The organism is Rhodanobacter sp. UC4438_H5, from assembly GCF_052978405.1.
Map to the genome: position 1 here is coordinate 994,306 of NZ_CM129672.1, position 26,030 is coordinate 1,020,335.

Annotated in this window: 25 protein-coding genes; 12 read left to right on the top strand and 13 right to left on the bottom strand. The window is 67.5% G+C overall.

Features of this window, described 5'->3' with window-relative positions; translation table 11 throughout:
• Positions 1-101: 101 nt before the first annotated feature.
• The 6 genes from amaB to ACVCL9_RS04575 all read left to right on the top strand — a co-directional run bounded on the left by amaB (position 102) and on the right by ACVCL9_RS04575 (position 5,803).
• Complete coding sequence (gene amaB, locus ACVCL9_RS04550; protein ID WP_447098964.1) at positions 102-1,637, top strand: L-piperidine-6-carboxylate dehydrogenase; 1,536 nt, start codon at positions 102-104, stop codon at positions 1,635-1,637.
• 94 nt (positions 1,638-1,731) lie between these two features.
• Positions 1,732-2,040, top strand: coding sequence for a DUF4190 domain-containing protein (locus ACVCL9_RS04555; RefSeq protein WP_395118375.1), 309 nt, complete (start codon positions 1,732-1,734; stop codon positions 2,038-2,040).
• A complete protein-coding gene (locus ACVCL9_RS04560; protein WP_447098963.1) occupies positions 2,034-2,804 on the top strand; it encodes an SDR family NAD(P)-dependent oxidoreductase in 771 nt (256 codons plus the stop codon). The genes ACVCL9_RS04555 and ACVCL9_RS04560 overlap by 7 nt, the downstream gene beginning before the upstream one ends.
• Before the next feature lie 76 nt (positions 2,805-2,880).
• Entirely contained in the window at positions 2,881-3,927 is a 1,047-nt protein-coding gene (locus ACVCL9_RS04565) for a quinone-dependent dihydroorotate dehydrogenase (protein WP_447098962.1), read from the top strand.
• Between the two features lie 10 nt (positions 3,928-3,937).
• Complete coding sequence (gene murB / locus ACVCL9_RS04570) at positions 3,938-4,966, top strand: UDP-N-acetylmuramate dehydrogenase (RefSeq protein WP_447099455.1); 1,029 nt, start codon at positions 3,938-3,940, stop codon at positions 4,964-4,966.
• Between the two features lie 318 nt (positions 4,967-5,284).
• Complete coding sequence (locus ACVCL9_RS04575) at positions 5,285-5,803, top strand: energy transducer TonB (protein WP_447098961.1); 519 nt, start codon at positions 5,285-5,287, stop codon at positions 5,801-5,803.
• A 153-nt stretch (positions 5,804-5,956) separates the two neighbouring features.
• On the opposite strand, the gene ACVCL9_RS04580 is transcribed toward ACVCL9_RS04575, so the two are convergent.
• From ACVCL9_RS04580 to ACVCL9_RS04595, 4 genes are all read right to left on the bottom strand, one after another.
• On the bottom strand, positions 5,957-6,295 hold the full coding sequence (locus ACVCL9_RS04580) for a TfoX/Sxy family protein (protein ID WP_447098960.1): 339 nt from the start codon (positions 6,293-6,295) through the stop codon (positions 5,957-5,959).
• Between the two features lie 27 nt (positions 6,296-6,322).
• Complete coding sequence (locus ACVCL9_RS04585) at positions 6,323-7,234, bottom strand: ribonuclease H-like domain-containing protein (protein ID WP_447098959.1); 912 nt, start codon at positions 7,232-7,234, stop codon at positions 6,323-6,325.
• Between the two features lie 2 nt (positions 7,235-7,236).
• Positions 7,237-9,660 (bottom strand): DEAD/DEAH box helicase, encoded by a 2,424-nt coding sequence (locus tag ACVCL9_RS04590; protein ID WP_447098958.1) that lies wholly within the window; start codon positions 9,658-9,660, stop codon positions 7,237-7,239.
• A gap of 120 nt (positions 9,661-9,780) precedes the next feature.
• Complete coding sequence (locus tag ACVCL9_RS04595) at positions 9,781-10,776, bottom strand: LysR substrate-binding domain-containing protein (protein ID WP_395118387.1); 996 nt, start codon at positions 10,774-10,776, stop codon at positions 9,781-9,783.
• A 291-nt stretch (positions 10,777-11,067) separates the two neighbouring features.
• Between ACVCL9_RS04595 and cysG the strand changes: the two genes are divergently transcribed.
• The 5 genes from cysG to ACVCL9_RS04620 all read left to right on the top strand — a co-directional run bounded on the left by cysG (position 11,068) and on the right by ACVCL9_RS04620 (position 15,893).
• Positions 11,068-12,534, top strand: coding sequence for a siroheme synthase CysG (cysG, locus tag ACVCL9_RS04600; protein ID WP_447098957.1), 1,467 nt, complete (start codon positions 11,068-11,070; stop codon positions 12,532-12,534).
• A gap of 76 nt (positions 12,535-12,610) precedes the next feature.
• Positions 12,611-13,549 carry a cysteine synthase A gene (cysK, locus tag ACVCL9_RS04605; RefSeq protein ID WP_395118389.1) on the top strand — a complete coding sequence of 313 codons (939 nt, stop codon included), beginning with the start codon at positions 12,611-12,613 and terminating at the stop codon, positions 13,547-13,549.
• A gap of 79 nt (positions 13,550-13,628) precedes the next feature.
• Positions 13,629-14,213 (top strand): TMEM175 family protein, encoded by a 585-nt coding sequence (locus ACVCL9_RS04610; protein ID WP_447098956.1) that lies wholly within the window; start codon positions 13,629-13,631, stop codon positions 14,211-14,213.
• Positions 14,214-14,395: 182 nt separating this feature from the next.
• Positions 14,396-14,944 (top strand): isochorismatase family protein, encoded by a 549-nt coding sequence (locus ACVCL9_RS04615; RefSeq protein ID WP_447098955.1) that lies wholly within the window; start codon positions 14,396-14,398, stop codon positions 14,942-14,944.
• A complete protein-coding gene (locus tag ACVCL9_RS04620; protein ID WP_447098954.1) occupies positions 14,892-15,893 on the top strand; it encodes a GlxA family transcriptional regulator in 1,002 nt (333 codons plus the stop codon). The genes ACVCL9_RS04615 and ACVCL9_RS04620 overlap by 53 nt, the downstream gene beginning before the upstream one ends.
• A 6-nt stretch (positions 15,894-15,899) precedes the next feature.
• Here ACVCL9_RS04620 and ACVCL9_RS04625 read toward each other — a convergent pair whose 3' ends face one another.
• The 9 genes from ACVCL9_RS04625 to ACVCL9_RS04665 all read right to left on the bottom strand — a co-directional run bounded on the left by ACVCL9_RS04625 (position 15,900) and on the right by ACVCL9_RS04665 (position 25,254).
• Positions 15,900-17,468 (bottom strand): phospholipase D family protein, encoded by a 1,569-nt coding sequence (locus ACVCL9_RS04625; RefSeq protein ID WP_447098953.1) that lies wholly within the window; start codon positions 17,466-17,468, stop codon positions 15,900-15,902.
• A gap of 142 nt (positions 17,469-17,610) precedes the next feature.
• Positions 17,611-18,537 (bottom strand): hypothetical protein, encoded by a 927-nt coding sequence (locus ACVCL9_RS04630; protein WP_447098952.1) that lies wholly within the window; start codon positions 18,535-18,537, stop codon positions 17,611-17,613.
• 265 nt (positions 18,538-18,802) lie between these two features.
• Positions 18,803-19,702 carry a hypothetical protein gene (locus ACVCL9_RS04635; RefSeq protein WP_447098951.1) on the bottom strand — a complete coding sequence of 300 codons (900 nt, stop codon included), beginning with the start codon at positions 19,700-19,702 and terminating at the stop codon, positions 18,803-18,805.
• Between the two features lie 11 nt (positions 19,703-19,713).
• The gene (locus ACVCL9_RS04640) at positions 19,714-19,998 is read right to left on the bottom strand and encodes an addiction module antidote protein (protein ID WP_447098950.1); all 285 of its coding nucleotides are present in this window, start codon (positions 19,996-19,998) and stop codon (positions 19,714-19,716) included.
• 71 nt (positions 19,999-20,069) lie between these two features.
• Entirely contained in the window at positions 20,070-20,348 is a 279-nt protein-coding gene (locus tag ACVCL9_RS04645; RefSeq protein WP_447098949.1) for a HigA family addiction module antitoxin, read from the bottom strand.
• A gap of 30 nt (positions 20,349-20,378) precedes the next feature.
• Positions 20,379-20,657, bottom strand: coding sequence for a type II toxin-antitoxin system RelE/ParE family toxin (locus ACVCL9_RS04650; protein WP_447098948.1), 279 nt, complete (start codon positions 20,655-20,657; stop codon positions 20,379-20,381).
• A 178-nt stretch (positions 20,658-20,835) separates the two neighbouring features.
• Entirely contained in the window at positions 20,836-22,041 is a 1,206-nt protein-coding gene (locus ACVCL9_RS04655; protein ID WP_447098947.1) for an acetyl-CoA C-acyltransferase, read from the bottom strand.
• A gap of 104 nt (positions 22,042-22,145) precedes the next feature.
• A complete protein-coding gene (locus tag ACVCL9_RS04660; protein WP_447098946.1) occupies positions 22,146-24,578 on the bottom strand; it encodes a 3-hydroxyacyl-CoA dehydrogenase/enoyl-CoA hydratase family protein in 2,433 nt (810 codons plus the stop codon).
• Positions 24,579-24,642: 64 nt separating this feature from the next.
• Positions 24,643-25,254 carry a TetR/AcrR family transcriptional regulator gene (locus ACVCL9_RS04665; RefSeq protein WP_395118409.1) on the bottom strand — a complete coding sequence of 204 codons (612 nt, stop codon included), beginning with the start codon at positions 25,252-25,254 and terminating at the stop codon, positions 24,643-24,645.
• 236 nt (positions 25,255-25,490) lie between these two features.
• Between ACVCL9_RS04665 and ndk the strand changes: the two genes are divergently transcribed.
• Positions 25,491-25,916 (top strand): nucleoside-diphosphate kinase, encoded by a 426-nt coding sequence (gene ndk, locus ACVCL9_RS04670; RefSeq protein ID WP_395118411.1) that lies wholly within the window; start codon positions 25,491-25,493, stop codon positions 25,914-25,916.
• Positions 25,917-26,030 lie beyond the last annotated feature (114 nt).

A 26,030-nucleotide genomic window follows, 5' to 3' on the forward strand; every position in this document is an offset into this window, starting at 1 on the left:
CCAGCGCGCAGGGAAGAAGCCATTCCTGCCACCCTGCTAGAATGGCCAATTGCCTACTTCATCCACGGCGCCGGCGGGCGCCGCACGACCAGGAGCCACGTATGTCGCATGCCATCCTCAAGTCGCTCGGTATCGGTACCGAACATTCGGGTACCTATCTCGGCCAGGGCGAGTGGTCGAAGACCACCGATGCCGGCGCCCTGCAGCCGGTGAATCCGGCCACCGGCGAGGTGATTGCGACGGTGCATGCCTCCAGCGCCGCCGACTACGAGGTCATCGTCAAGCGTGCGCAGGAAGCGTTCAAGGTGTGGCGCACCACGCCGGCGCCGCAGCGCGGCGAAGCCGTGCGGCTGTGCGGCGAGGCGCTGCGCAAGCACAAGGACGCACTGGGTTCGCTGGTCGCGCTGGAGATGGGCAAGATCAAGCCCGAGGGCGACGGCGAAGTGCAGGAGATGATCGACATCGCCGACTTCGCGGTCGGCCAGAGCCGCATGCTGTACGGCTACACCATGCACTCGGAGCGCGCCGGCCACCGCATGTACGAGCAGTACCACCCGCTGGGCATCGTCGGCATCATCAGCGCGTTCAACTTCCCGGTCGCGGTGTGGGCCTGGAATGCGATGCTGGCTGCCGCCTGCGGCGACATCTGCATCTGGAAGCCCTCGCCGAAAACGCCGTTGTCGGCGATCGCCGCGATCAGGATCTGCAACGAGGCGCTGAAAAACGGCGGCTACCCCGACCTGTTCTTCCTGTTCAACGACGCCGGCAGCGACCTGGCGCAGGCCTTCGTCGACGACAAGCGCATCCCGCTGATCAGCTTCACCGGCTCGACCAAGGTCGGCCGCATGGTCGGCGAGCGCGTGGCGCAGCGCATGGGCCGCTCGCTGCTGGAGCTGGGCGGCAACAACGCGATCATCCTGGACGAGTCGGCCGACCTCAAGCTGGCGATTCCGGGCATCGTGTTCGGCGCGGTCGGCACCGCCGGCCAGCGCTGCACCAGCACGCGCCGCCTGTTCGTGCATGAATCCATCCACGACAGCGTGCTCGACACGCTGGTCAAGGCCTACAAGCAGGTCGAGGGCAAGATCGGCGACCCGACGCTGGCCACCACGCTGATGGGCCCGTTGAACAGCCAGGACGCGGTGCAGGGTTATCTCGCCGCGATCGAGAAGGCGAAGGCGGCTGGCGGCACGGTGGCCACCGGCGGCGCGGCGCTGACCGACCGCAAGGGCAACTTCGTGCTGCCGACCATCATCACCGGCCTGAAGAACGCCGATGAAGTCGTGCAGACCGAAACCTTCGCGCCGATCCTCTACGTGATGAAGTTCAAGCATCTCGACGAGGCGATCGAAGCGCAGAACGACGTGCCGCAGGGCCTGTCCTCGGCGATCTTCACGCAGAACCTGAAGTCGGCCGAGAAGTACCTTTCCGCGGCCGGCTCGGACTGCGGCATCGCCAACGTCAACATCGGCACCTCCGGCGCCGAGATCGGCGGCGCGTTCGGCGGCGAGAAGGAAACCGGCGGCGGCCGCGAGTCCGGCTCGGACGCGTGGAAGGTCTACATGCGCCGCCAGACCAACACCATCAACTACTCCGATTCGCTGCCGCTGGCGCAGGGCATCAAGTTCGACTTGTAAGTACCGGCAACAGGCTCGTGGCCGGTTCGCCGGCCGCGGGCGATCACGCTACGATGCTCTCGACGCCGACCCGGCGCATTCCGCGAGCAAGCCGATGAACGATCCCGTGTCCTATCGCGCCGCCGCCCCGACCAGCACGCTGGCGGTGGTGAGCCTGGTGTTCGGCATCCTGGCCTGGTGCGTGCTGCCGTTCTTCGGCGCGGTGGTGGCCATCGTCTGCGGACACCTCGCGCGCAGCGAGATCCGCAACAGCCATCCGGAGCACCGCCCCGAAGGTGACGGCATGGCGGTTGCCGGGCTGGTGCTTGGCTACGTGCAACTGCTGCTGTCGGTGCTGTTCGTGTCCTTGGTGATCGCGGTGCTGTTCTTCGGTTTCGCGCTCGGCGGCTGGCACGGATGGTGAGTGCGCCGCCGCCGTTCGATTTTCATGGCTGGCGCGTGCTGGTGGCCGGCGGCAGCCGCGGCATCGGCCGCAGCATCGCGCTGGGTTTCGCCCAGGCCGGCGCCGCGGTGTCGATCTGCGCACGCGGCGCGGCGGCACTGGAGAAAACGCGCCTGCAGATCGCCGCCCACGACGTGACCGTGCACGCGCAATCCGTCGACCTGGCGCAAGCGACGGCCATCCAGGCCTGGGTCGACGACGCGGCGAGCGCGCTGGGCGGCATCGACGTGCTGGTCAACAACGCCAGCGGCTACGGCTTCCGCGACGAGGACGAGGACTGGCTGGCCAACTTCAACGTGGACCTGATGGCGGCCGTGCGCGCCTCGCGGGCCGCGCTGCCGCACCTGGCCGGGTCGGCGCATCCGTGCATCCTGCACACCAGTTCGATCTCGGCGCTGCGCCCCCGTCCGGGCGGGCCGTCGTATGCCGCCTTGAAGGCCGCGTTGAGCCATTACACGACGTCCCAGGCGCAGGCACTGGCGCCCAGGCGCATCCGCGTCAACGCGATCGCGCCGGGCTCGATCGAGTTTCCCGGTGGCCTGTGGGACCAATGCCGCAAGGATGATCCGACGCGCTACGCCGAGGTGCTGGCGAAGATCCCGTTCGGCCGCTACGGCCAGCCGGAGGAGATCGCGCACGCCGCGCTGTTCCTCGCCTCGCCGTGGGCCGGCTGGATCACCGGCCAGACCCTGGTGGTGGACGGCGGCCAGCTGCTGGCCGGCTGAGCGTGACCCAGCCGCCTTCGGCGCGCTGCACGGCACGCTAAACTGCGCGACATTCCACGACTGCCGGCGTTTCGATTTGGCCCTCTACGACATCCTGCGTCCGCTGCTGTTCTCGCTCGAGGCGGAGTCGGCCCACCGGCTGACCCTGTACGGGCTGGGCGTGGCCCAGCGCAGCGGTTTCGCCCATCGCCTCGCCACCGTGCCGGCCGACCTGCCGGTGCGTGCGTTCGGCCTCGAGTTTCCCAATCCGGTCGGCCTTGCCGCGGGGCTGGACAAGAACGCCGAGCATCTCGATGCGCTGAACACACTGGGTTTCGGCTTCATCGAGGTGGGCACGGTCACGCCGCTGCCGCAGCCTGGCAATGCGAAACCGCGCCTGTTCCGGCTGCCCGCACACGAGGCGATCATCAACCGCATGGGCTTCAACAACGGCGGTGTCGACGCGCTGGTGCGCAACGTGCAGCAGTCGAGCTACCACGGCGTGCTCGGCATCAACATCGGCAAGAACAAGGACACGCCGAACGACAAGGCGGTCAACGACTACCTGGCCTGCCTGACCAAGGTGCATGAGCTGGCCAGCTACGTCACGGTGAACATTTCCTCGCCCAACACCCAGGGCCTGCGCGACCTGCAGGAACAGGCCACGCTGTACAAGTTCATCTCGCTCCTGCGCGCCGCGCAGGAGCGGCTGGGCTCGCAGCACGGTCGGCGCAAGCCGATGCTGCTGAAGATCGCGCCGGACCTATCCGGGGTCGAGCTCGATGCGATGGCCGAGGTGCTGCTGCGTACCGGCATCGACGGCGTGATCTGCACCAACACCACGACCGACCGCGCCACGGTGGCGGACGACCCGCGCGGCGGCGAGGCAGGAGGGCTCTCCGGCAAGCCGCTGTTCGAGCGTTCCACCGCCGTGCTGGCCGGCATGCGCCAGCGCCTGGGCGAGCGCATCCCGCTGATCGGCGTGGGCGGCATCCTCGACGGCAGCGACGCGGTGGAAAAGCTCGACGCCGGCGCCTCGCTGGTGCAGCTCTATTCGGGCCTGATCTATCGCGGCCCGCACCTGGTGGCCGAATGCGTCAACGAGATCCGCCGCCAGCGCGAGGCGTCAGTCGATGGCGTCTGAGCGCGTGGACATGGGCGGCTACACGCTCACCGAGAACGCGTCGCTGGCGCGGCTCAACACCTTGCGCGTCGATGCCCGGGCGAACCTGCTCGCCGACATCCGCGATGCGGGAAAGTTGCCCGAGCTGCTGGACTTCCCGGCGATCCGCCAGGGGCGGCTGCTGGTGCTCGGCGAGGGCAGCAACGTGCTGTTCACCGACGATTTCCACGGCACCGTGCTGCGGATGTCGACGCGCGGCGTGCAAGTTGAAAGTGACGGCGACAGCGCGCGCATCGCGGTGGCCGCGGGCGAGCGCTGGGACGATTTCGTGCGCTGGACGTTGGGGCAGGGCTACGCGGGGCTGGAGAACCTGATCCTGATCCCCGGCACCGTCGGCGCCGCACCGATCCAGAACATCGGCGCCTACGGCTGCGAGGTGGCCGAGTTCATCGAAAGCGTCGAAGCCTGGGACCTGCGCGAGCATCGCGTGGTGACGCTGGGCCACGCCACCTGCGCGTTCGCCTATCGCGACTCGCTGTTCAAGCACGAGCCCGGCCGCTACATCGTCACCGCGGTGCGCTTCGTGCTGCCGCGCAGCCGGCCGTTACGCACCGACTACGCCGGCATCGACGAGGAACTGGCGCGGATGGGCGTGGACAAGCCTGCGCCGTTCCACGTCGCCGAGGCGGTGGTACGCCTGCGCACGCGCAAGCTGCCTGACCCCGCGGTGATCGGCAACGCCGGCAGCTTCTTCAAGAATCCGATCGTCGATGCTTCCGTGGCGGAAGCATTGCAGCGCGAGCACTCCGACCTGCCGGCCTGGCCGCAGCGTGACGGTCGCCGCAAGATTTCCGCCGCGTGGATGATCGAGGCGGCCGGCTTCAAGGGGCTACGCGAAGGCGACGCCGGCATCTCCAACCGCCACGCGCTGGTGCTGGTCAACCACGGCCACGCCAATGGCCCGCAGTTGTGGGCGCTGGCGCAACAGGTGATGGACGGCGTGCACGGGAAATTCGGCGTGCGGCTGGAGCCGGAACCGGTGGTGATCGGCGCGGGCTGAGTCCGCGCCATCCGGGCTTCACCCGGCGCCTTGTGTCGTTTTGCCTGAGCGCAAGTGCGCAGCCCCGTGGGCCAAGGGTGGTGCATTGCGCGTGCACTTCGACGCCGCTTGCTGTTCCAAGTCGAGCTCAGTGCGAACGGGGGGTGTGGTGGCCCATGCCGTTCTCCCTGAGTGCAGGCCCGCGGGGTCGAAGTCGAAGGGTGGGGCGCCGGTATCTTCGATCCTTCCCGTATTGCGCATGGGCAGGTGCCCTGTCATTTTGACGCGCGGGCGACGGGTCGCCCCAACCGCATTCTGATTCGATCATGGAGGTTGGACATGCAGGTGTCGTCGAGCTGGCCGGTGCTCGTGTTGTGGACCTTCGTTGCCACCGTGGTTTGCGGCTGCAGTACGCAAGAGGAACGCAAGCCGGTTGGGGAGCCCCGGACCAGTTACGCGGAGATGGCGTCGCCTGCGAGCGCACCGCATTACACCTTGCAACCCGGGGATACGGCGGTGAAGCCCGTGCTGGACAAGCAGGTCTCGCCGGTGTACCCGCCCACCCTGGTTCGCCCGGGCGCTGCGCCGGTCACTGTCGTGGTGCAGCTGGTGATGGACGAGAACGGCCGCGTCCAGGCCGTGCACCCGCAGCCCGGCACTGCGGATGGTCCGGCGCATGCCTTGTTCGAGGCTGCAGTCGAGCAGGCGGTCATGCAATGGACGTTCACGCCGATGTGGGTGCGGCATCCGCGGGGCGATGGCACGTATGAGGTGACGCAGAAACCTTTCAGCCTCTGGTACGTATTCGATTTCAAGATGGCAGGCGGCAAACCTGTCGTCGAATCGGGCCGGCGCTGAAGGCCGATCGCAGCGGGACGCGGATTACCCTCATGCTGCCTGCCGGTCATGTTGTCTGCATGTTTGCCATGTGCGGCAACGCTCCGGCCAGGCTTGTCACCGGGATGCAGGGCGGGCACTGCCCGCCGGTTCTTGCGACTCGACGACAGCCACTTATTCGCTGCGCTTGCCCCGCTTCTTTCCCGGCTTCGGCAAAGGCAGCGCGGCAGATGTAGCCACCAGCAACTCCCTCAATGCTTCCGGGTCGTCCAGCAGCTCGTCGGCGATCGGATACATCTTGGTATCGGGATACGGTTGGCCCTGCGGCAGCCCGGGAGCCAGCGCCTGCGACGCTGAAGTGGGTTTGATGAAGAGGCGGTTGTCGCAGGCAAAAGCCGTGACCTTCCCTGCGTGGTAGAGCGCGTATTCGCCAAACATCCGCTTGTATGTGAGCGCCTCGCCGAGGTCGGCCTGTTCAAGCACGTAATCCACGAAACGCTTGTCGGTTGCCATGATTTTCCCTCGGGAGACGGTCCCGGATTATCGCGTGATGCATCGTGTCCGCGCTCGGGCCTCTGCTGTGGGCGCGGCCATCCCGGCCATATGCAGCAGCACCCCGGCCAGGCTTTTCAGATCCTGCGCGTTGTGCGCGGCGACGCGGCGCAGGTTGCGGGCGGAGCCGCCGCGCAGGTAGGTGAGCCAGGCGGCGGGGGCCTCCGCGCCGGGCAGGTCGTCCTCGCGCACGACGCCGAGCAGCTGGCGCTCGGCGGTGGCGAGGCGACAGTTCGGCCACTGGTGTTTCCAGTGGCGGCGCACCGGATGCAGCAGGTCCAGGTGGCCGCGGCCGGCCAGCGGGTTCGGCAGGCGGGCGAGACGGTAGCGCGTTGCCAGCAGCGGCGCGTCGTAGCACTTGCCGTTATAGCTGACGAGCACGGTGTCCTCGTCCAGCCAGCCGGCGAAGGTGCGCAGCATGGCGGTCTCCGCCGCCATGGTGGTGATGGTGAGCTGGCGGATGCGCAGGCGGCCACCCTGCCAGTCGGCCGCGCCGATCATGAAGGCGCGGGTCCCGGTGCCGCCGGCCAGGCCGGTGGTCTCGGTGTCGAAGTGCAGCAGGCGATCGTGGTGCACGGGTTCCATGCGGGCGAAGCCGGCGTCGATGACCGGCGGCGGAACGAGCCAGTCGGCAAACGCCTCGGTGTAGCGCAGGCCGGGGGAAAGTTCGAAGCCGGGCACCTCGCGGTCGCGGGATGACGGCACCGCGGCGGTGCCGCGCTTGAGCCGGGCGTGGCGCTGGAGCAGCCGGCGCAGCTCGGGCGCCATCGCGGAAGAGGGCGACGCGACGCGGGGGGTTCCCGGCGTCGCTGCATCCAGCGCATGGCGGGCAGGCACGGCGGCGTGGGCTTGTCCCGCCTCGGTGCGCAGCTGGCGCAGCTTCGCGATGAGCGGGTTCACGCTCACAACGCCACCAGCAGCGCGAGCACGCGCAGGGCGAGGGCCTTGGGCGTGGCGACGGCCGGATCGTCGGCGGTCTGCTCGTCCGTCGCCAGTACCGGGCCGACACAGGCGGGGCAGCCGGCGCGGCAGTCGCAGCGTTCGATCAGGCTGACCGATTGCGCCAGCAAGTCCTCGCGACGCCGGAACAGCGGTTCGCTGTGTCCGATGCCGCCGGGGAACGCGTCGTACAGGTAGACGGTGGGCGTGAACGGCGCATCCGGCGCCAGCGCGGCGGGCTGGCCATCGCTGCCGCGCAGCTGGCCGCGACCGTGGAGGTCGGTGCTGGCGAACCAGGCGCCGTCGCCCGAGCCCACGGCTTTCTGCAGGTCGCGCGCCTCGGCCATCACCGCCACGGTGGCGACGATGTGCAGCGCGTACGCCGCGCCGAGGAAACCGTCGAGCGCCTGCTGGCGTTGCTCGAACGCGGCTTCCAGCACCATCTGCGGCAGCTGCCACCACACCGCCGTGGTGTGCAGTTCCTGGTCGGGCAGGTTGATCGGGCCGTAGCCGATGTTCTCGTGCGAATAGAAGCGGATCTTCTTGTAGCCGGGCACCCGGCGCACCACGTGCACCTCGCCGTGATGGGCCTGACCGCAGCCGGCGTGCGCGCTGTCGAAACAGTCCAGCACCTTGAGCCGGGTGTAGTCGATGGCGTCGGTGTAGTAGTCGACGCTGGTGCGCGTGACGTAGGCCTTGCGGCCTTCCCAGTCCAGCTTCTCCACCTGGTAGGGCAGCGACTGCACCATGTGGATCGCGCCTTCGTACAAGGTGACCGCGGCGGCGGAGTAGTCGACTTCGGCGATGATGGTCTGGCGGCCGTCGGTGCGATCGACCACCACGAAGTTGCCGTCGGCCACCGAGCGCAGCGACACCGCGATGGCCGGGTAGCTGTCGGCGATCCATTCCCAGCGATCGCCCTCGCGGTGCAGCACGCCTTCCTCGCGCAGCAGGTCGAGCCACGGCGTGGCGACCTCGGTGCCGAACATCTCGTCGCCGGTGAACGGCAGCTCGAACGCGGCGCAACGGATGTGGTCGAGCAGGATCAGCGGTTGATCGGGCTGGATGCGCGCGTGCTCCGGCGAAGCGCCCTGGAAGAACTCCGGATGCCGCACCAGGTACTGGTCCAGCGGATCGGAGCTGGCCACCAGCACGCCAAGCGCCGATTGCTGGCGTCGGCCGGCGCGGCCGAAGCGCTGCCACGTCGCGGCGACCGAACCGGGGTAGCCGTTCAGCACCACCACGTCGAGCGAACCGATGTCCACGCCCAGCTCCAGCGCCGAGGTGCTGACGATGCCGTCGATGCTGCCTTCGCGCATCGCCCGTTCGGCCGCGCGGCGCTCCTTCGGCAGGTAACCGCCGCGGTAGGCGCGGATGCGCGGGCGCTTGCGCGGGTCGTGGTCGAACACGTCCTTGAGGTACTTGGTGAGCACCTCGACCATGCTGCGCGACTGGGCGAACACCAGCGTCTTCATGCCGCTCTTGATCGCCAGCCGCGCGATGCGGTTGGTCTGCGAGCGCGCCGAGGCGCGCAGACCAAGGTCGGGGTTCACCACCGGCGGGTTCCACAGCAGCACGTGCTGGTCGCCGCTGGGCGCACCGCTTTCGGTGATCGCGGTGACCGCATCCTCGATCAGCGCCTCGGCGTGTTCCCGCGGATTGCCGATGGTGGCCGAGCACAGGATGAACTGCGGGGTGACGCCGTAGAACGCGCAGACACGCTTGAGCCGGCGGATCACGTTGGCCACGTGCGAGCCGAACACGCCGCGATACGTGTGCACCTCATCGATCACCACGTAGCGCAGGTTCTCGAAGAACTGCGCCCACTTGGTGTGATGCGGCAGGATGCCCTGGTGCAGCATGTCCGGATTGCTGACCACGATGTCGCCATGCAGGCGGATCGCCTGTCGCGCATCGCCGGGCGTGTCGCCATCGAAGGTGAATGCCTTCACCCCCAGCGCACCGGCCCGGTTCAGCTCCAGCAGCTCGGCCACCTGGTCCTGCGCCAGCGCCTTGGTGGGGAACAGGTACAGCGCCTTGGCGTGATCGGTCATGGCAGCGCTGATGACCGGCAGCGTGTAGCACAGCGACTTGCCCGAGGCGGTGGGCGTGACGATGGCCACGTGCGCGCCTGCCCGCGTGGCTTGCCATGCCTCGGCCTGATGGCTGTAGAGCTGCTCGATGCCGCGCGTGCGCAGCGCCCCGGCCAGCGCATCGGGGAGATCGTCGGGCAGCGGCGCGAACGTGCCCTCCCGACCGGGCACCACGAAGGCGCCGGTGATCCGCGCGGCATAGCGCTTCGACAGCCGCCGGGCCAGGCTGCGGCCGTCGCCCGGCCCGTCCAGCACGAGGTCGTCGCTGGCGTAGCGGTCGGGTAATGTGTTCATCGGCAGGCTCCGCGCGAAGGTCCGCGGATTAGGCCGCGTGCGCGTCTCACCGGGTGAGATGGCGCGCGGCCGTCACGGCATCGTCAGCCGTCCTTGCGGGAGCGGGCCCGACCAGGAGCGTCAGGCGACTTGCGCGGCAGGCGACCGCTGACGTTCGCGCCAGTGCGGCACCTCGGCCCAGCCGTCGCGCGGTGGTTCGCCGGCCAGCGCGCGGCGCAGTTCGTGGCGACCGAGATGGGGTGCAAACTGGTGGATGAAGGCCAGCGTGTACTCACGCGGCACGCTGTCCCGGCGCAGTACCACCCAGGTCGTGCACGGCGCGAACAACGCATCGGCGGGCAGCGCGAGCAGGTCGGCGTCGCCGGGCTGCATGGCCATTTCGGCGAGGATGCCCACACCCATGCCGGCGCGCACGTAGGTCTTGATCAGGTCGGCGTCACCGGCAGTCATCGCGATCTGCGGTGACAGCCCGGCCTCCTCGAACGCGCGGCGCAAGGACGACTCCGGCCGCAGCGAGGAGTCGTAGCTGACCAGCGGCAGGCCCGCCAGCTCGGTCAGCGTGGGCGCGGCGGCGCGCCGCGCCAGCGGATGGTCGCGCGGGGTGACGATCACCCGTTGCCAGCGATAGGCGGCAAAAGCCATGCCGACGGCCGGCGCGCTGCCGGCGCTGCTGATAATGGCCAGATCGACCTGACCGGCTTCCAGCCGGGCCAGCACGTCGGCGTCGCGGGTCGGCTCCAGATGCACGCTGACCTGGGGGAAGCTGGCATTGAGCGCGGCGATTGCCGCGGGCAGGGCGAAGCGAGCCTGGGTATGCGTGGTGGCGATGCGCAGCTCGCCGTGGGCCTCGTTGCGCAGGTTCGCGGCGATCGCGCGGATGTTGGTTGCCTCGGCCAGGATGATCCGCGCCCGTTCGATCACCTGCTCGCCCGCGTGGGTCACCGCATCCAGGCTCTTGCCCTTGCGCACGAAGAGCTGAAAACCCAGCTCGTCCTCAAGCTGGCGCAGCTGCTTGCTGAGCCCGGGCTGGGTGGCATGCACGCGCTCGGCCGCCAGGGTGATGTTGAGGCCGGAGTCGGCGATGGCGATGAGATGGCGCAGCTGGGTAAGCGTCATGGGCAGGAGTCCGTGGGCGATGGTCGGGGGACGGATGGGCGATGCAGCTGCGCATACATCGTGCAATCCCCCGGCCGCCGACGTGACGAGCCCCTGGCCGGTCGCCACGGATACCCTTGTCGATGGAATGACATACTTTCATATTGGACGTCTATACGTCCATTCGTGTTGCATGTCAATCAGGCCTGCCGGTCATGCCGCGACGGCATAAGCACCAAGGCGCAAATCATTTGTGGTGCCGGCGGCGGCTTCGTAGCGTAGGCGAACCCCTTGCTCCGGCCATTCCCGCGCATGAAGCTCTACCCGATCTTTGCCTCGTTGTCGCAGCGCGCCGTGCTGGTGGTCGGCGGCGGCGCGGTGGCCGAGCGCAAGGTGGCAGCACTGCTGCAGGCTCGGGCGCAGGTGACGGTGAACGCGCCCAGCCTCACGCCGCGCCTGCAGCGCTGGGTGCGGCAGGGCCGTATCGCCCATCGCACCGATCCGTTCCGCGAGAGCTGGCTGGAGCGCGTGTGGCTGGTGGTGGCGGCCACGCCCGATCGCGAGATCAACGCGCTGGTGGCCAGTCTGGGCGAGTTGCGCCGGATCTTCGTCAACGTGGTCGACGATGCGGCGCTGTCCAGCTTCCACGTGCCGGCGGTGATCGACCGCGCACCGCTGACCATCGCGATCTCCAGCGGCGGCGAGGCGCCGATGCTCTCGCGCCTGCTGCGCGAGCGGCTGGAAGCGCTGCTGGATGATTCGCTGGGCGCGCTGGCCCGGCTGATGGCCCGGCTGCGCCCGCGCATTCGTGCCCGTTTTCCCGCACTGGCGGCACGACGCGCCTTCTACGACAGCCTGCTGGCCGGGCCGGTGGCGCAATTGTTGCGCCAGCAGCGAGATGGCGAGGCGCAGGCGGCGGCGGAACATGCTCTCGCCGATACGCCGTCGCCGGCCACCGGTTCGGTGGTGCTGGTGGGCGCCGGCCCCGGCGATCCGGGCCTGTTGACCTTGCGTGCATTGCGCGCGCTCAACGAGGCCGACGTGATCCTGCACGACCGGCTGGTCGGTGCCGGCGTGCTGGCGCTGGCCCGGCGCGATGCCGAGCGGATCGACGTCGGCAAGCAGGCCGGCCGGCACCACGCCACGCAGGAGGCGATCCACGCCTTGCTGCTGGAGCATGCGCGTGCCGGCAAGCGGGTGGTGCGGCTGAAGGGCGGCGACCCGTTCGTGTTCGGTCGCGGCGGCGAGGAGCTGGAGTTCCTGCACGCCCACGCGATTCCTTTCGAAGTGGTGCCCGGCATCACCGCCGCCGTGGCCTGCGCGGCGTACTCGGGGGTGCCGCTGACTCATCGCGAGCGCGCCCAGTCAGTGCGCTTCGTCACTGCGCATTGCCGCGATTCGCACGACACCGTGGACTGGCCTGCGCTGGCGCAGGAGCGGCAGACGCTGGCGATCTACATGGGCGTGAACGAGCTGGCGACCCTGCAGGCGCGCCTGGTCGAACACGGACGCGCTGCGTCCACGCCGTTCGCCCTGATCGAAAACGGCTCGCTGCCGAACCAGCGCGTGGTCTGCGGCGTGCTGGGCAACCTTGCCGAGCGAGCCGCAGCCCATGCCGTGAGCTCGCCGGCGCTGCTGATCCTGGGCGAGGTGGCCGCCTTGGCGCCGTCGCTGGCCTGGTTCGGCGCCGCCCCGCTGGGCGCGACCGTGCACGCCTTGCCCGCCGCCGCGGCGGCGCGCGATGGCGTGCTCGAGGCGATCCATCGCGCCGCCTGTTGACCGATCCCGAATCGGCGCATCATCTGCCTTCGTCCATGCGCCCGTTCCTCACGCCCGATTCCCCGAGGAGACACCCATGATCTACGACAACATCCTGGACACCATCGGCCGCACACCGATCGTGAAACTGCACCGCCTGGCGCCCGCACACGTGAGCATCTACGTGAAGATCGAGGCGTTCAACCCGGCCGGTTCGGTGAAGGACCGACTCGCCCTGGCGATCATCCTGGACGCCGAGCAGCGCGGCACGCTCAAACCCGGGCAGACCGTGGTGGAGGCCACGTCCGGCAATACCGGCGTGGCGCTGGCCGCGGTGTGCGCGGCGCGCGGCTATCCGTTCGTGGCGGTGATGTCCGACACGTTCTCGCTGGAGCGGCGCAAGCTGATCCGCGCCTATGGCGGCAAGGTGGTGCTCACCCCCGGTGCGGCACGCGGTACCGGCATGGTGGAAAAGGCCGCCGAACTGGCGAAACAGCATGGCTGGTTCCTCGCCGACCAGTTCGAGAATCCCGCCAACCCCGCCTACCACCGCCAGACCACGGCAGCCGAGGTGCTCGGCGACTTCGCCGGCCGGCGACTGGACTACTTCGTCAGCGGCTGGGGCACCGGCGGCACGCTCACCGGCGTGGGGGAGGTGCTGAAAGTGGCTCGGCCGCAGGTCAAGGTGATTGGCGCGGAGCCGGCCGGCGCCTCGCTGCTCGGCGGCAAGGAATGGCAGCCGCACAAGATCCAGGGCTGGACGCCGGACTTCGTGCCCGCCGTGCTCAATGCCAAGGTGGTCGACCGGATCGTCACCGTCGACGACGTGGTGGCGCGCGACACCGCGAGGGAACTGGCCCGGCGCGAGGGTATCTTCACCGGGCTGTCTTCCGGCGGCACGCTGGCCGCGGCGCTTGAAGTGGCGAAGGACGCGCCGGCCGGATCGGTCCTGCTCGCGATGCTGCCCGACACCGGCGAGCGCTACCTGTCGACCTTCCTGTTCGAGGGCGTCAACGAGGGTTCCGACGAGGTTTGAGCGCGGCTGCATGGCAACCGGGGCTCGCGCCCCGGGGCGCCTCGTCGGATACTCGGCTTCGATCGATCCCGGGGCGACGATGCACAAGAACCGACTCGAGGCGTTCAGCGACGGCGTGCTCGCCATCATCATCACCATCATGGTGCTGGAGATGAAGGTGCCGCACGGCGAGACGCTGGCGGCGTTGCTGCCGATGGCACCGGTGTTTCTCAGCTACGTGCTGAGCTTCGTCTACGTGGGCATCTACTGGAACAACCACCACCACATGCTGCAACTGGCCGGCCCGGTCAGCGGCGCGGTGTTGTGGGCCAACCTGCATCTGCTGTTCTGGCTTTCGCTGCTGCCGTTCGCCACCGGCTGGATGGGCGAAAACCACTTCGCGCAGGGGCCGACGGCGCTGTACGGCGTGGTGCTGCTGATGGCGGCGCTGGCGTACTGGATGCTGCAACGCGCGCTGATCCGCGCCGAGGGCCGGGCATCCGCGCTGGCCCGCGCCGTCGGCGGCGACTGGAAGGGAAAACTCTCGCCGATGATCTACGCCAGTGCCATCCTCGTCTCGTTCCGCGCCGCGTGGATCGCGCAACTGCTGTATGGCGTGGCCGCCCTGCTGTGGCTGGTGCCGGACCGGCGCATCGAACGGGTGGCGGGACGGGCGCCGCACTGAGGCGGGTTCTGCCGGCGAGTTTGGCCGGCGAGTTTGGCCGGAAAGAGTTGGCCGGAAAGTTTGGCCGGAAAGGGTTGGCCGGAAAAGCTTGGCCGGATCGGTCCGCTCCGGGTCCGGTGCAGGGCTCGTCGAGGACGCAGCGGCTGCCTAGAGTGACGGCTCCCCCATGATGGAGTCGCCCCATGTCCGACACCCCCGCCTTGCTGGTCATCGACGTGCAGCAATCGTTCCTGCAGGCACCGTACTGGCGCGAAGACGACCTGCCGGCGTTCCGCGAGAAGTTGTTGCAGCTGATCGACGGCGCGAGCGCCCGCGGCTGGCCGATCGTGCGCATCCTGCACGAGGAGGCTGCCGGTCACTTCAGCGTGGCGTCGGGGCTGGTGCAGCCGATGGCGTGGGTGCCGCAGGTGCACGACACGGTGTTCCGCAAGCAGGTGCACAACGCGTTCACCGGCACCGGCCTGCAGGCATGGCTGCGCGAGCGCGGCATCGGCCGCGTCATCATCAGCGGCATCCGCAGCGAGCAATGCTGCGAGACGACCGCCCGGGTTGCTTCCGATCTCGGCTTCGACGTCGATTACGTCACCGAGGCGACGCTGACCTTTCCGATGGTCCACGCCGGCAGCGGCACTCGCTACGATGCGCAGGACATCAAGCAACGCACGGAACTGGTTCTGGATGGACGCTTTGCCCGCATCCGCACCGTCGATGACGTCCTCGCCGATCACTGAGGTGTGCTTCGTGCTGCCACCGGACCTGATCCTGCTGGATCTGGCCGGTGCCGCCGACGCCTTTCGCATTGCCGCGGCGATGGGCTTGCCGGTGCGCCTGCGGCTGATGGCGCCGGTGGCGGCGGGCGAGGCGGCACCGACTGCGCTGGGCGTCAGTCTTGCCGGCGTCGAACCGCTGCCGGCGAAGTTGCTCGAGCACGTGCTGATCGTGGTGTGCGGTGCCACCGGCAGCGCCGCGCGCCTGTTGTCGTCGGCGGCCGGCAAGGCGCTGGTGGCCTGGTTGCGGCGCCATGTCGTCGCTGGCCGACCGCTGGCCTGCGTCTGTTCCGGCGCACTGCTGGCCGCCGCCGCCGGCCTGCTCGACGGGAGACGCTGCACCACGCACCACAGCCTGCTCGACGAGCTGCGCCAACTGGCGCCGGCGGCCGAGGTGCTGGACAGCCGCGTGTTCGTGGAAGACGGCGAGGTCTGCACCAGCGCCGGCATCACCGCCGGCATCGACCTCGCGCTGCACCTGATCGCCAAGCTCGGCTCGCCGCGCCTGGCCGTCGCCGTGGCGCGGGAAATGGCCGTCTACATGCGCCGCGCCGCCGGCGACCCGGCGCTGTCGCCGTGGCTAGAAGGGCGCAACCACATGAACATGGCCATCCACCGCGTGCAGGACGCGCTGCTCCAGGCGCCCGCGCAGGACTGGCCGCTGGCGCGGCTGGCCGACATCGGCCACCTGAGCGTGCGCAGCCTCACGCGCCACTTCCGCGAAGCCAGCGGCATGTCGGTCAACCGCTACCACGCGCGTCTGCGGCTGGCGCTTGCGCGGCAGGCGCTGGCCAACGGCGACAACGTGGAGCGGGCGGCCGAGTGCGCGGGCCTGGGTTCGGCACGGCAGCTGCGCCGCTTGTGGGCAGCGCATGCCGACGACCGTCCGGCGTCGGTGCGGTCACGCGGTTGAGCGGGCCTAGAGCAGGCTTTCCAGCGGCAGCAGCTTGAGCATCTGCACCTCGACCCGGTGGCCGGTGGTGGCGCCGGGGTCGTGGTCGTAGGTCACCGGCTTGCCGTGCTCGGTGGCCTGCCATTGCATGGCGCCGCCATGCGCCGAGCCGTCCTGCTTCAGGATCACGCGGTAGGCCTGCTCGGGCAGCGTGGCGCTGTCGAAGAACGCGGTGACCGCCGCGGCCAGCGGCGGACAGTCGACGATGATGCCCATCTCGGTATTGAGCAGTTTCGAGCGGGCATCCATGTTCATCGAGCCGATGAACACCTTCTGCCGATCCACCACGACGGCCTTGGCATGCAGGCTGACGCCCGAGGAGGTGCCGCCGGTGGTGGCCGGTTGCGGCGCGCCGGCGGCGGCTTGCAGTTCGAACAGTTGCACGCCGCTTTCCAGCAGCGGGCGGCGATAGCGCGAATATCCCGAATACACGATCGGCTCGTCGTTGGAGGCCAGCGAATTGGTCAGCACCTTGACCGTCACGCCGCGCTTGGCCAGCGCATCGAGATAGGTCGTGCCGCGCTCGCCGGGGATGAAGTAGGGCGAGATCAGCAGCAACTCGTGCTGCGCGGCGTCGGCCATCGCCTTGATATCCGGGCCGATGCGCAGCTCGGGCTGGTCCCCGGTCGCCTCGATCTTGGCCGGCTGGTCGGCCACCAGCGTGGCCGGTCCCCAGAACCACTCGCCCTTGCGGTCGGCGGAGGCGCCGTAGGGCAGGGCGTCCAGCGTGGCCTGGGCGTAATCCGATTGCGCGAACGCGCGCGCATCGTGCGCCAGTTCGGTCCGCAGTTTCGCCAGGTCGACATGATCGGCATGCTTGCCATGGAATGCCTTCACCGGATAAGCCGCGTCGCAGTTCCAGTACTCGTCGAAGGCATGCGAGGCCTGTGGCACCACCGGGCCGATCGCGATCAGGTCGAGGTCGCGGAAATGGGTGTCCTCGCCCGCGTCGAAGTATGCATCGCCGATGTTGCGTCCGCCGACGATCGCCACGTTGCCGTCGGCGATGAACGACTTGTTGTGCATGCGCCGGTTCAGCCGGTGCGTGTCGAGCAGGAACTGGGCAGCCTTGGAGAATACCGACGGCTTCTTCGTGGCGAACGGGTTGAACAGGCGCACCTCGATGTTCGGGTGGGTATCCAGCGCGTCGAACAGGTCGATCGCCTGGCTGGCGTTGATGTCGTCCACCAGCAGGCGCACGCGCACGCCACGGTCGGCCGCGGCCAGCAGGCGCTGCGCCATCAGTCGCCCGGTCGCGTCGTTGTCGAAGATGTAGTACTGCAGATCCAGCGAATGCTGCGCGTGGTCGGCCAGCGCCACGCGGCTCATCAGCGCATCGGTGCTGCGGATGAGCAGGCGGAAACCCGACTGATCCTGGTGCTTGGCGGTTTCCGCGTGCACGTAGCGCGCCGCCGGCGTGCCCACGGTCGGCGGCAACGCCTTCGACACCGGCTTGACCACGGGCGCGGGCGGCGAGCAGGCCGCCAGGGCCACGCCGAGCAACACCGCGCCAAGCGCTCTGATGAGTCGCCGCATGTTCACCCGCCTTTTGCTGCGTGCCGATCACGGCTTCGCGGCAATCGTCCATCGCCAGCGGCGTACTTTGCGAAGGCGGTCGTGAAATCCATGCGACTGTGGAGCCTCGCCTGACCCGGGTACTCGGGTTTCCGCCTTTCGCCTATCCCCAGCTCGACAACGGCATGGCACCGGGCGCGAACATCCCCTGCGGCCCGAAGTGGAACATGCGGGAGCGGTCGCGTGCGTAGTCGTGGCCTTTCTCGGCGAGCACGGACCGGTTCAGTTCTTCGTACCAGCGTTGCACCGTGGTGGCGTCGGTCAGCAGCAGGAAGGTCCAGTCGGGGAACACCACGGTGACGGGTTCGTCGCCGTGCCAGGCGAACTGCGCCTCCGCGCCGTGCTGCACCATGTCGGCGCCGATCAGCTGGTTCAGCGAGCTGCGGATGCGCTCGAACTCCATGTCCGGGAGCAACGGGGTGAAGTTCTTGACGCCGTGGAGTTGGCCTTCATGGCGTCGGTTGTCGGTTTCCTTGCCGCGAACGATCACATCCTTCAGATCGTAGTCGCCGTGGATGTAGACCCAGCCCTTGCCGGCGTGGTCGAGCTGCAGGCAGCCGTAGTGGCGGGATGCGGGGTCGACGTCGACGCGCCAGCGCCACTCGGCCGAGCAGGCGGCGGCGCGGCCCACGCCCCAGGCCGCCCAGCTTTCCGGACGCTGCGGATCGCCCATGGCCGGCATCTTGTTCTCGGCCGCCAGGTAATGCATGCCGTCGTGCCAGGCCTTCATCGCCTTGTCCCGCTTGGCCGGCTTGAAGGCCCCCGGGTGCATGCCCGGGTGCACCACCAGCCCGGCGATGACGTAGTCCTGTTTCACCATGCGCCCCGCCACCGAGCGCATGAGGCCCGACGGGTTGACGTCGGCGGTCTTGGCTTTCAACAGGGCCGGTTTGGGGTAATAGCCGGGCATGCCGACGTAGCGCAGCGAATCCTCGTTGGTATGACGCACGAGCAGGATGACCTTGCGCTCCCGCGCCACCATGAGGAACTTCTGCAGGTCGATGCCGCGCATTCCGATGCCGATACCCATGTTCGTCGTCCTTGTGTCGTATGGATGGGGGGAGTGTACGAGTTTTGAAAATCGAGATCGGAGCAAAAAGCCCCGGCGACAGGGTTCCGGACTCGGCGCGCAAGGCAATCTTTGCGTCGGTGGAACGATGGGACCCCGGCGTTGGCACTTTTTCGCGCGATGCCGATACAAAAAAATCCCGCCATCGGCGCTGTCTGCTCCCACGACGTCGGGAAGGCGTGGATACGTTGTCGCGGAATTGTGGACTACCCGACATTTCGAGCAGTCAGCGTGGTGGTGATGATGATGCCTGAGGGTTGGCGCTGGCTCGTGCAGGCGGCGATGCCGTGACCTGATCCAGACTGTAGAGATAGTCATGGCCGTATGCGCTACCGTCCACCAGTTCGCCAGCCTTGATGCCGGTGAGACCTTTGTCCTTGTGCGCGCCGCACGTTTCCGTGCAGTTCCAAGCCGTGCCATCGCGCGCGTGGACGATCATCACCGTCTTGACGCCGTCGCCCACAAAGGCTCCGGCTGGCGCAAAGGCGAGTGACGGAATCATGGCCTGCTTTCGTTGGCTGTGAAGATTTCCACCTAGGGCAATGAGGCGGCCTTTGGCTGCCAGATCGCGCAAGTGTTCACCCACTTGCTTGTTCATCTGCACGGCGTTCTGCTCCTTGCCTGTCAGTTGGAAATCCAGCGTGAGCTTGCCTTGCTTCTCCAGCGCCTCCAGATGGTTGACCAGCGACATCATCGCCTGCGACGTCCTGCCATCCACGCCGGCCCAAGTCCGGTCGCCAGTATCACGGGCGAAATTAGGCAGCTCGAGCGAGACAAAGAGCGGCGCAACGCCGGCAGCCACTTCCGCGTCCACCAGGCAACGCACGAGGTTGGGTGATTCCACGGTGCCGTGTAGCTCGCCGAGGTAGATGTTGCCCAGCTGCAGCAGGGGCTGGAGCTTCTGTGCGGAGGGACACGCAATAGATGTGTGGTCGGGTGCCGTGAAGGCATGTGGAGGCGTGGCCAAGCCGGCATGGGCCAGCGAGGCAAGGCCAGCAAGGGCAGTCACCCATGTGGCGGATCGGATCCTGGAACGCGTGCCGTTTGGAAACTGGAAGCGCATGGCTTTCTCGCGGGCGATATTAAGGAGACGGAGAAAGTTAATCCGATTATCGGTGGTGTGCATCGCCAGATCTGCTACGCCGCCTCGGCACTCAACTTCACCCCCAACGCCTGCACGACCTTCATGATCGTGGCGAACTCCGGGTTGCCGTCCGCCGACAACGCCTTGTACAGGCTTTCGCGGCGCAGGCCGGTGTCGCGTGCGAGTTGGGAGATGCCGCGGGCGCGTCCAACCACGCCGAGGCTGTCGGCGATGAAGGCGGGATCGCCGGTTTCGAGGGCGGCAGAGATGTACTCGACCTGGGCTTCGGGGGTGGCCAGATGTTCCGCGGGGTCGAAGGGGCGAGTTTTGGTGCGCAAGTTTCACCTCACAGGCGGTCGGCGGTTTTGAACTGCCTTGTGACTGCCGAAATGCCCGAGCGCCATCATAGTCAGGCAGCCCGTGGCTCCACCCGGCGCAGGATTTCGTCGCGTGTGGCCAGTGTCTTGAGATCGTAAGTTGCCTGCAGGTTCAGCCAGGACACCGCGTCGCCGCCGAAGTAGCGTGCCAGGCGCTCGGCAGTGTCGGCGCTGATGCCGCGGCGTTCGTTGACGATTTCGTGGATGCGGGTGGCCGGTACGCTCAGTGCCACGGCCAAGGCGTTGGCGCTCATCCCCAGCGGGGTGAGGTAGTCCTCGCGCAGGATTTCGCCGGGATGTACAGGGCGCATGCGATTGACGGGAAGTTTCATATGGCTCTCTCAGTGGTAATCCACGATTTCGACGTGCTCGGGTCCGCTGGCTGTCCACACAAAGCAAACGCGCCACTGCCGGTTGATGCGGATGCTGTGCTGGCCAGCGCGATCGTGCTTGAGGGCTTCGAACTGGTTGCCAGGCGGTGAACGCAGAAACTCAAGCGTTTGCGCGGCATCGAGTTGCGACAACTTGCGGATGGCGGCGTCCTTGATGGCACGGAACCGACGAGGATCGCCACCCTCGAACAGCGCCTGCGTATCCTTGCAATGAAAGCTCCTGATCACGCGCTGACGGTATTACGTTTGACGTAATACGTCAAACGAGCACCGTATCCGCTGGAAAACGCATCCCTTGGCCGAGAAGGGTTTGCAAGCGGATCAGATCCACTCAAATGCAAACGGCGCCGTATCGCTACGGCGCCGTTGCAGTTTCAGATACCGGTCTTCGCCGGAATGACGAACTTCAGAGTGCCTCGAAGATTCCCGCCGCGCCCATGCCGGTGCCGATGCACATCGTCACCATGCCGTACTTCTGCTTGCGCCGGCGCATGCCGTGCACCAGCGTGGCAATGCGCACCGCGCCGGTGGCGCCGAGCGGGTGGCCGAGCGCGATCGCGCCGCCGAGCGGGTTGACCTTGGCCGGGTCGAGCTTGAGGTCGCCCATCACGGCGAGTGCCTGGGCGGCGAAGGCTTCGTTGAGTTCGATCCAGTCGAGCTGATCCTGGGTGATGCTGGTTTGCGCGAGCGCCTTGGGAATCGCTTCCTTCGGGCCGATGCCCATGACTTCGGGCGGCACGCCGGCGACGGAGAAACCGACGAAGCGGGCCAGCGGCTGCAGGTTGTATTGCTTGATGGCCTTTTCGCTGGCGAGCAGCACGGCGCCGGCGCCGTCGGACATCTGGCTGGAGTTGCCGGCGGTGACGGTACCGCCGAACTGGCCGTTGCGGAACACGGTTTTCAACTTGGCCAGCACTTCGGGCGTGGTGCCGGCGCGCGGGCCTTCGTCCTGGTCGATGACGCGGTTGTCGGTGGTGATGCCGCGGCTGGCGAGATCCGGGTAATGGTCATCGAGCTGGAACGGGGTGATCTCGTCCTTGAACTCGCCGGCGGCCTGGGCGGCCAGAGCGCGGCGGTGGCTTTCGACGGCGAAAGCGTCCTGCTGCTCCCGGCTGACTTTCCACTGCTTGGCGACGTTTTCGGCGGTGATGCCCATGCCGTAGGCGATGCCGATGTTCTCGTCCTGGAAGATCGCGGGGTTCATGGCGATCTTGTGGCCCATCATCGGCACCATGCTCATGCTCTCGGTGCCGCCGGCGAGCATCAGGTCGTCCAGGCCCAGGCGGATGCGGTCGGCGGCCATCGCCACCGACTGCAGGCCGGAAGAGCAGAAGCGGTTGACGGTGACGCCGGGCACGGTGTGCGGCAGGCCGGCCAGCAGCAGGCCGATGCGCGCCACGTTCATGCCTTGCTCGGCCTCGGGCATGGCGCAGCCAATGATGACGTCGCCGATCTGGTGCGGGTCGATGCCGGGCGCCTGCGCCATCACCGCGCGGATCACGTGGGCGAGCATGTCGTCCGGGCGGGTGTTGCGGAACACGCCGCGCGGCGCCTTGCCGACCGGGGTGCGGGTGGCGGCGACGATGTAGGCGTCCTGGATTTGTTTGGTCATGACGGAACTCCAAAAGGGTGAGAAAAGAGTGGAGAGGAGTGAGAAGTGAAAGAAAGCCTGGGCTTCGACTCTCACTCCTCACTTCCGCGCGCGCAGCGCGCTCACTAGTTCCTCAAAGGTTTGCCGGTGGTCATGGTGTGGGCGATGCGGGCCTGGGTTTTCTCGGTTTTCGCCAGCTCCACGAAGTGCTTGCGTTCCAGTGCCAGCAGCCATTCCTCGTCGACGGTCGAGCCGCGCTCGATCACGCCGCCGCACAAGGTGTCGGCGATGCGCGAGGCGATGTCGACATCGTGCTCGGAGGCGAAGTAGCCGGCTTGCAGGTTGGCCAGTTGCGCCTTGAAGGTGGCGGTGCCGACGTCGCCGGCGACGATGACCTGGGCGGGCAGGGGCGGGCGGTAGCCGGCCTCGGCCAGCGACAATGCCACCTTCTTGGCGACGTACAGCAGTTCGTAGGCGTTGAACACGACCACGTCGCTGTCGCGCAGCAGGCCCATGTTCTTCGCCTCGATGGCGCTGGGGGAAACCTTGGCCATCGCCACGGTCTCGAACACCTTCTTCAGTTCCTCGAACGGATCGGCCGGATTGGCCCTGGACGCACGCACGGCCAGTTCATGCAGGCCGCCACCGGCGGGCAGCAGGCCGACGCCGGCCTCGACCAGGCCGATGTAGCTTTCGAGTGCTGCAACCGTCCGGGCGGAATGCATCTGGAATTCGCAGCCGCCACCGAAGGCCATGCCGCGCACGGCGGAAACCACCGGCACCAGGGCGTGCTTGATCGCCATGCTGGTGCGCTGGAAGTTGGCGACCATCTTGCCGAAGTCGTCGAACTTGCCGTCCTTCAGCAGGCCCAGCGCGCCCTTGAGATCCGCGCCGGCGGAGAACGGTTCGCCGGTCTGCCAGATCACCACCGCCTTGAGCTTTTCCTCGGCCAGCCTGATCGCGTGCTGGATGCCGTCGAGCACGTGGTCGTTGACCGTGTTCATCTTGGTCTTGAACGAGAGGATGCCGACGCCGTCGTCGCCCAGCGTCCACAGGCGGATGCCGTCGTTCTCCCACACCGTGCTGCCGGTGTCGAACTTTTCGCCCAGGATCGGATCGGGGAACAGCTGGCGCTGGTAGACCGGATGCTGCGAACGCGGCTTGTCGGCGTTGGCGCTGGCCGAATACGAACCGTTCTTGCCGTGCACGCCCGTGCGGCCGTCGGTGACCCAGGCGGGCAGGGGCGCATCGCTCATCGCCTTGCCGGCCTTGATGTCTTCATTGATCCATTCGGCGACCTGCTGCCAGCCCGCGGCCTGCCAGGTCTCGAACGGGCCGAGCTTCCAGCCGTAGCCCCAGCGGATGGCGAAATCCACGTCGCGCGCGGTGTCGGCGATGTCGGCCAGATGATAGGCGGTGTAGTGGAACAGATCGCGGAAAGTGGCCCACAGGAACTGCGCCTGCGGGTCGCTGGAGGCGCGCAGCTTGCCGAACTTCTCGGCGGGGTCCTTGATCGCCAAAATCGCGGCGACTTCATCGGAGGGCCTTTGTTCGGACGGCCGGAAGTTATATGCGGCTCCCTCCGCAAAAGCCCGGCCATCCTTGGCCGGACTCTTCAAATTGGCCACGTCCAGCACCTGGATGTCCTTGCCGACCTTCTTGTAGAAGCCGCCGCCGGTCTTCTGGCCCAACGCACCCTTCTCGATCAGGCCGGCCAGCCATGCCGGCGCCTTGAAGTACCGGTGCCAGGGATCGTCGGGCAGGGTATCGGCCATGGTCTTGATGACGTGGGCCATGGTGTCCAGGCCGACCACGTCGGCGGTGCGGTAGGTGGCGCTCTTGGGGCGACCCACGGCCGGGCCGGTCAGCGCGTCGACGGTGTCGAAGCCGAGCTTGAATTGCTCTGTGTGATGCATGGTGGCGAGCATCGAGAACACGCCGATGCGGTTGCCGATGAAGTTGGGCGTGTCCTTGGCGATCACCACGCCCTTGCCGACGGTGGTGACCAGGAAGGCCTCGAGGCCGTCCAGCACGTTCTGGTCGGTGAGCCGGGTCGGGATCAACTCGACCAGGTGCATGTAGCGCGGCGGATTGAAGAAGTGCACGCCGCAGAAGCGGTGGCGCATTTCCTTCGGCAGCGCCTCGGCCAGCGTGTTGATCGACAGGCCCGAGGTATTGGAGGCGATGATCGCGGTCTTCGACAGGTGGCCGGCGATCTTCTTGTACAGGTCGAGTTTCCAGTCCATGCGCTCGGCAATGGCCTCGATGACCAGGTCGACATCCTTCAGGTGATCGAGATCATCGTCGTAGTTGGCCGGGATGATCGAGGCGGCCAGGGCCTTGTCGGCCAGCGCGGCCGGCGACAGCTTGGCCAGGTTGGCGATCGCTTTCAGCGCGATGCCGCTCTTCGGACCCTCTTTCGCGGGCAGGTCGAACAGCACGGTTTCCACGCCGGCGTTGGTCAGGTGCGCGGCAATCTGCGCGCCCATGACACCGGCGCCCAGCACGGCGGCCTTGCGGATGCGCAAGCCGAGGGTGGGTGAGGATGCAGCAGTCATTGGCTTCTCCGATGGTGCGAGGGGTGGTGCGATCAATGGGGCAGGCGGCGCTGGCAGGGCGAGTTCACGGGTGGCTCAGCCCGGCGGCGGCGAAGCGGATCAGGTGCTGGACGGTCTGCTCAAGATGCTCTTGTTCGCTGACGTCGCCCTTGCGCTGGATCATGCCGAAGCCCGACATGGCGTGGGTCAGCGCACCGGTCACGAGGTCGATGCGCCAGTACAGCTCGGCCTTGCCCAGGTGCGGCAGCAGCCGGGCGAATTCGGCGGTGAACTGGCGCATGACGTGGCCGTAGTTCTCCGACAGGAAGCGGCGCAAGTTGTCGTCGTGCTCGGCGAAGGCGCGCGCCAGCACGCGCATGAACAGGGCGCCCTTGCCGTCGTGCGACAGCTCCAGCGCCGGGCGGATGTAGGCGGCGAGCACCTGTTCGAGCGTGGCCTCGCCGCCGGCCAGCTTGTGCAGGGCGGCCAGGCGATTGGCATTCAAGGCGTCCAGGCGCCGGCGGAATACCTCCTCGACCAGTTTCTCCTTGGAGCCGAAGTGGTAGTTGACGGCGGCCAGGTTGACCCCGGCGGCGGCGGTAAGCTGGCGCAGCGAGGCGCCATCGAAGCCGCGCTGGGCGAACATTTTTTCCGCGGTGCCGAGGATGCGATCCCGGGTGGAGCTGGTCGAGTTCACGGAAGCGGACGTCCTTTGGCAGCTGACGCGATTCAAACGATCGTTTGAGCATACGGGAAGCGCTTCCCGGGCGTCAAACGAGCGTATGGATCAGGCCTGCGCGATCCTTGCCAATGAGCTAGAATCTGTCAGACTTTAGTGGGCTAAATCCTCATTCCTTGTCGGAATTGGCTATCTTTGCCGGTAGTTGCCCGCTCAATCACTTTTCCCGAAATCCGTCAGCCGGAGCAGATCCCATGGCGCTGGAGCGCACCCTTTCCATCATCAAGCCCGATGCCGTCGCCAAGAACGTCATCGGCGAAATCTACGCCCGTTTCGAAAAGGCCGGCCTGAAAATCGTCGCCGCCCGCATGAAGCAGCTGTCGCGCGCCGAGGCCGAAGGCTTCTATGCCGTACATCGCGAGCGCCCGTTCTTCAAGGCCCTGGTCGAGTTCATGATCTCCGGCCCGGTGATGATCAGCGTGCTGGAGGGCGAAAACGCCGTGCTGGCCCATCGTGACCTGATGGGCGCCACCAACCCGAAGGAAGCTGCGCCGGGCACGATCCGCGCCGACTTCGCCGAGTCGATCGACGCCAACGCCGTGCATGGCTCCGACGCCGTGGAAACCGCCAAGGTGGAGATCGCCTATTTCTTTGCGGCGACGGATGTGGTTTCGCGTTAATTTCGTGCGTTCATCCTTGAACGCGAAGATCAGACAGCGGCCACTCGTGGCCGCACAGTAGAAACAAGTACGTTCGTCCCTGAACGCGAAGATCAAACAGCGGCCATCCGTGGC